The 4,108-nt window shown below is 34.3% G+C and carries 4 protein-coding genes and 1 pseudogene; 3 read left to right on the top strand and 2 right to left on the bottom strand.

Features of this window, described 5'->3' with window-relative positions; all coding sequences use genetic code 11:
• Nucleotides 1-1,239 (bottom strand): DEAD/DEAH box helicase (locus DIU01_RS15470; RefSeq protein WP_290836024.1); only part of this gene is annotated, 1,239 nt, incomplete at its 3' end.
• A 149-nt stretch (nt 1,240-1,388) separates the two neighbouring features.
• Between DIU01_RS15470 and DIU01_RS15465 the strand changes: the two genes are divergently transcribed.
• Complete coding sequence (locus DIU01_RS15465; protein WP_290836022.1) at nt 1,389-3,110, top strand: M14 family metallopeptidase; 1,722 nt, start codon at nt 1,389-1,391, stop codon at nt 3,108-3,110.
• Nucleotides 3,111-3,116: 6 nt separating this feature from the next.
• Nucleotides 3,117-3,362: a hypothetical protein gene (locus DIU01_RS15460; protein WP_290836020.1), complete on the top strand. Its 246-nt coding sequence runs from the start codon at nt 3,117-3,119 to the stop codon at nt 3,360-3,362.
• Nucleotides 3,363-3,375: 13 nt separating this feature from the next.
• On the opposite strand, the gene DIU01_RS15455 is transcribed toward DIU01_RS15460, so the two are convergent.
• The gene (locus DIU01_RS15455; protein ID WP_290836018.1) at nt 3,376-3,978 is read right to left on the bottom strand and encodes an NUDIX domain-containing protein; all 603 of its coding nucleotides are present in this window, start codon (nt 3,976-3,978) and stop codon (nt 3,376-3,378) included.
• Between the two features lie 7 nt (nt 3,979-3,985).
• Here DIU01_RS15455 and DIU01_RS15450 point away from each other — a divergent pair.
• A pseudogene (locus tag DIU01_RS15450) lies at nt 3,986-4,108 on the top strand (orotate phosphoribosyltransferase); the annotation flags it as partial.

Genomic DNA, 4,108 nt, shown 5'->3' with positions numbered 1-4,108 from the left:
TTTTACTGCGGCAAACGAGATGAAATCTTTGACTTCAATTAATCCTAAATCGCCTTTTTCTAGTTTTCCTTTTTGCGAAAAGAAACCTACGATGTCAATTTTGTTAAGTTTATTTTTCTTTCCACCGCTGATATAGATGGTTTGAAATTGTGGTGGTTTTGGCAATGTTGTAGCGTTTTCAACATTCAAAACTGCCATTCCATAATCTAAGTACTCCATTTTTTTCTCACTTTCGTGAGCAACAATATAGGCCGTTCCTGAAGCTAACATTCTAGCCGTTCGACCATTTCTATGGGTAAATTCGTCTTCTTTTAAAGGCAAATGATAATGAATTACGTGCTTCATTTCGGGAATATCCAATCCGCGTGCGGCTAAATCGGTGGTCATTAAATAACTCACACTTCCGTTTCTAAACTGAATTAACGCTCGTTCACGCTCGTCTTGATCCATTCCGCCATGATAATACGTAGCATAAATTCCTTTTTCGTTTAGTGTATCACTGATTCTTTCGGCAGCATCACGATGGTTGCAAAAAATAATCGCTGCTTCCGATTTTAACGAACATATTAAATTAAAAAGCGAATTGATTTTATCTTTTTCCTTAGAAACCACCATCTTCAATTCCAGATTAGAATTCTCTTCTTCTGTTGGAATAAAATCTAAAACCGTCGGATTTACAACTCGCGTGTATTTCGGAATTTCAATATCTGAAGTTGCCGAAACCAAAACGCGCTTGTTCAATTTAGACAATCTCGAAATGATAAAACTCATTTGCTCATGAAAACCCAATTGCAATGATTTGTCAAATTCATCCAGAATTAAAGTCTCAATTGTATCTAGTTTAAAAGTTTCTCTATCAATATGATCGGCTATTCTACCTGGAGTTCCAATTAAAACAGCTGGCGGATTTGATAAATTCTTAATTTCGGTATCAATAGAGTGTCCACCATAACAAACATTTACTTTGTAATCGGTTCCCATTTTCTTCCAAACTTGCTCAATTTGCAAACCTAATTCTCTTGATGGAACTAAAATCAAACATTGAACCGTATTGATTTCCGGTTGCAACATTTTAAAAATGGGCAATAAAAAAGCAAGCGTTTTTCCTGAACCTGTTGGCGAAAGCAATAAAACATTGGCATCATTCAAAATAGCATCTTGTGCCATTTCTTGCATTTCATTTAAGCTTTCAATACCTAAATTTAGAAGTAAATTGTTGGAATGTGGATTTTTATACATTTTGCAAAGGTAGGCATTTTTTTTAGTTGCGAGTTACGGGTTTCGAGTTGCGAGTTAACTACCGTGAAATTAAAATTGAAATTGAATTTTGAAGATGATTTTTGAAGTTGATTTTTTTCTTTACTTTTGAAACTACATAAAATAAAGCTATGCGTTTTTTAAAATTACTGATTGTCCTACTTTCAATTTCTTCTTTTAGTCAAAATAAGATCCTCTTACCTACTCCATTCGAAAAAGGAAACGGAAACCAATCGACAACTTATCAGGAATGTATTCAATATTATCAGGATTTGGATGCTACTTATGCTACGATTCAAATGGTTGAAAAAGGAAAAACCGATTCTGGTAAATCGTTGCATATTGTTATATTTTCAGAAAACAAAAACTTTGACGTCAATCAAAACAAAGCCATTGTTTTAGTTAATAACGGAATTCATCCCGGTGAACCTGACGGAATTGATGCTTCGATGATGCTAATGCGCGATTTAGCAACTGCCAAAATTAAAGTTCCTAAAAATACTATGGTTGTTGTAATTCCAGTGTATAATATTGACGGAATGCTAAATAGAAATACTTCTTCACGAGCCAATCAAAATGGTCCAGAAGAATATGGTTTTCGGGGAAATGCACGTAATTTTGACTTAAACCGAGATTTCATAAAATCGGATACTAAAAATTCTAGAAGTTTTCAAGAGTTGTTTAGAAGCATAAATCCCGATGTTTTCTTGGACAATCACGTTTCTAATGGTGCTGATTATCAATATACTTTTACTTGTATTGCAACCCAACACGAACGCCTTGGAACCAAACTGGGAAATTATTTCATCAACGAATTTTATCCTGGTATCGTACAAAGTATGAATCAGAAAAAGATTGATGTTGTACCGTATGTAAACGTTCACAGCACTACGCCAGATAAGGGTTTTGAGCAATTTACCGATACGCCAAGATACGCAACGGGTTACACAACTTTGTTCAATACATTAGGATTTGTTCCGGAAACGCACATGCTAAAATCGTTTAAAGAGCGTGTGAAAGTGACGTACGAATTTTTGGTAAGTGTCATTAATTACACTGATGCTAATTGGCAGAAAATAAAGAATATAAGAAGTGAAAGCTACAACGAATATGTAGCTGGAACCAAGTATCCAATGGATTGGACAATCGATTCTACCAAAGTTTCATACATTGATTTCAAAGGATTTGAAGGCAAAAACAAACCAAGTGACGTTTCGGGAAAAGACCGATTGTTTTACGACCGAACCAAACCATTTACTAAAAAGATTCCGTTTTATGGAAATTACAAACCTTCTAAATTTGTATCTGTTCCAAAAGCGTATGTGATTCCGCAATCGCAATGGCAAGTTATTGATTTGTTGAAATTGAATAAAATAGAATTTAAACAACTACAAAACGACACCATAATTGAAGTCGAATCGTATAAAATTGATAGTTATCAAACGTCTAAATCGCCTTATGAAGGACATTACGGCCATTACAACACCAAAGTTTCGAAGAAAACAGAAAAGCTAAAATTTATAGCAGGCGATTATGTGTTTTCTACAAAACAACCAGCCGTAAAATATCTATTGGAAACCTTAGAACCTGAAGCAGTGGATTCTTATTTCAATTGGAATTTCTTTGATGCTATTCTGCAACAAAAAGAATATTTCTCTTCTTATGTTTTTGAAGAGGTTGCTAAAGATTTATTGGATAAAAATCCGACGCTAAAATCGGAATTTGATGCTAAGAAACAATCCGATAGAGCCTTTGCAGATAGTGGTTCAGCACAATTGGATTGGATTTACAAACATTCTGATTATTACGAGAAATCGCATTTGCAATATCCTGTTTATAGAATAATAAAATAAAGTATCATGAAAAAAACACCTCTTTTAGTACTGATGACAATCGTTGTATTGTTAACATCCAATGTCGCTTTGGCAGCAACAGACCATTACAGAAATAACTACATCACCAATGGAATTACTTTTGGAACAGCCTTAGCCATTGCAATTTCTTACACACACAATAGATCCATTCTTTGGGCTATAATTCATGGAATATTTGGATGGTTGTACGTGATTTACTTCTTTTTCACAAGAACTAAAGAACCATTCTAGCATTTTTATAAAACTATCGCAACATCTTTTCTTCTTCAAATAACAATTTGATATTCTCGTAAGAATTGTTCAAAGCTTGTTTGATTTCCGACGGATTTAACCACGCTACTTTTTCGATGCCTTCATTGGCTTGCGGAATTGGAGTGCCTTCAAAATTGGTGGTCATTTCAAACCAGTGCGTGATTTTTAGACGATACGTTCCGTTGCGCTTAAAAACGTGATAGGTTTTTTGCAGTTTTCTTGTTATTTTAAGTCCGGTTACACCAGTTTCTTCCTCTACTTCACGTAAAGAGGTTTCTTCTATTTCTTCTCCTCGTTCGGTGCCACCTTTCGGCAAATCCCATTTTCCGTTTCTGAAAATGAACAAAACGTCGCCGTTTTTGTTGTACACCAATCCGCCACCAGCTTTTTTAACTGGTATTTTTTCTTTCACCTTTTTGAGAATCTCCTTTTCATCGGGATAATACAAATACGCTTTAGAAATTTTATTATTGAACATTTTAATAATAAGTTGCTCAATATCAATACTTTCAAGCAAAAACAACTGAAAGTCGGTTTCCTTTGCGACTTCATTTGTCAAAAAAAGTGGTTTGTCGTTCACAAAAACTTTATACATTTGTACTATGATTTATAATAAAGATACAGCCGAAAAAACAGCCGAATTGCTTTTACAAATTAATGCAATTAAATTGAATCCGTCAAATCCTTTTAAGTGGGCTTCGGGTTGGAATTCACCTATTTATTCG

Source organism: Flavobacterium sp. (assembly GCF_003525665.1).
Classification (GTDB): Bacteria; Bacteroidota; Bacteroidia; order Flavobacteriales; family Flavobacteriaceae; genus Flavobacterium.
The sequence above is the reverse complement of the archived record's forward strand: the minus strand, read 5'-3'. Positions and strand labels throughout refer to the sequence as shown.

Bases quoted from the DNA above. Each gene is read 5' to 3' on its own strand.
- DIU01_RS15455 (WP_290836018.1), bottom strand. From the start codon at position 3,978: ATGTATAAAGTTTTTGTGAACGACAAACCACTTTTTTTGACAAATGAA.
- DIU01_RS15460 (WP_290836020.1), top strand. From the start codon at position 3,117: ATGAAAAAAACACCTCTTTTAGTACTGATGACAATCGTTGTATTGTTA.
- DIU01_RS15465 (WP_290836022.1), top strand. From the start codon at position 1,389: ATGCGTTTTTTAAAATTACTGATTGTCCTACTTTCAATTTCTTCTTTT.